The 1,330-nt window shown below is 51.1% G+C and carries 2 protein-coding genes; both read left to right on the top strand.

Going from position 1 to position 1,330, the window contains the following annotated elements; translation table 11 throughout:
• The first annotated feature begins 135 nt into the window (after positions 1 to 135).
• Complete coding sequence (gene aac(3)-Ib, locus ACHHZ7_RS25390; protein WP_010792467.1) at positions 136 to 600, top strand: aminoglycoside N-acetyltransferase AAC(3)-Ib; 465 nt, start codon at positions 136 to 138, stop codon at positions 598 to 600.
• Positions 601 to 810: 210 nt separating this feature from the next.
• Positions 811 to 1,143 (top strand): quaternary ammonium compound efflux SMR transporter QacF, encoded by a 333-nt coding sequence (locus ACHHZ7_RS25395; RefSeq protein ID WP_015243636.1) that lies wholly within the window; start codon positions 811 to 813, stop codon positions 1,141 to 1,143.
• Positions 1,144 to 1,330: the final 187 nt, after the last annotated feature.

Consider the following 1,330-nt stretch of genomic DNA (forward strand, 5'->3'; position numbering starts at 1 on the left):
TGTTTTTTTGTACAGTCTATGCCTCGGGCATCCAAGCAGCAAGCGCGTTACGCCGTGGGTCGATGTTTGATGTTATGGAGCAGCAACGATGTTACGCAGCAGGGCAGTCGCCCTAAAACAAAGTTAGGTGGCTCAATGAGCATCATTGCAACCGTCAAGATCGGCCCTGACGAAATTTCAGCCATGAGGGCTGTGCTCGATCTCTTCGGCAAAGAGTTTGAGGACATTCCAACCTACTCTGATCGCCAGCCGACCAATGAGTATCTTGCCAATCTTCTGCACAGCGAGACGTTCATCGCGCTCGCTGCTTTTGACCGCGGAACAGCAATAGGTGGGCTCGCCGCCTACGTTCTACCCAAGTTCGAGCAAGCGCGAAGCGAGATCTACATTTATGACTTGGCAGTCGCTTCCAGCCATCGAAGGCTAGGAGTCGCAACTGCCCTGATTAGCCACCTGAAGCGTGTGGCGGTTGAACTTGGCGCGTATGTAATCTATGTGCAAGCAGACTACGGTGACGATCCGGCAGTCGCTCTCTACACAAAGCTTGGAGTTCGGGAAGACGTCATGCACTTCGACATTGATCCAAGAACCGCCACCTAACAATTCGTTCAAGCCGAGATCGCTTCGCGGCCGCGGAGTTGCTCGGTAAATTGTCACAACGCCGCGGCCGCAAAGCGCTCCGGCTTAACTCAGGCGTTAGATGCCAGATTTGGCGTTGCGTATGCTCACAGAAAATCGATAGCCGCAAGACTGTTTTTGGCAACTCATAGCCACTACAATTTCTCCTTCATACCGTAGAGGAGATTGCGCGTGAAGAACTGGATATTTCTGGCTGTTTCAATCTTTGGCGAGGTCATCGCAACTTCCGCACTGAAGTCTAGCCATGGATTCACTAGGTTAGTTCCTTCCGTTGTAGTTGTGGCTGGCTACGGGCTTGCGTTCTATTTCTTGTCTCTCGCGCTCAAGTCCATTCCGGTCGGTATTGCTTACGCTGTATGGGCTGGGCTTGGCATCGTGCTTGTGGCAGCTATTGCTTGGATTTTCCATGGCCAAAAACTAGACTTCTGGGCGTTCATTGGCATGGGACTTATCGTCAGTGGCGTCGCCGTTCTAAACCTGCTATCCAAGGTCAGCGCACATTGACCGGGTTGGCATCTAACAATTCATTCAAGCCGACGCCGCTTCGCGGCGCGGCTTAATTCAGGCGTTAGATGCACTAAGCACATAATTGCTCACAGCCAAACTATCAGGTCAAGTCTGCTTTTATTATTTTTAAGCGTGCATAATAAGCCCTACACAAATTGGGAGATATATCATGAAAGGCTGGCTT

The sequence above is a fragment of the Citrobacter freundii complex sp. 2024EL-00216 genome, assembly GCF_043945515.1.
GTDB lineage: Bacteria > Pseudomonadota > Gammaproteobacteria > Enterobacterales > Enterobacteriaceae > Citrobacter > Citrobacter portucalensis.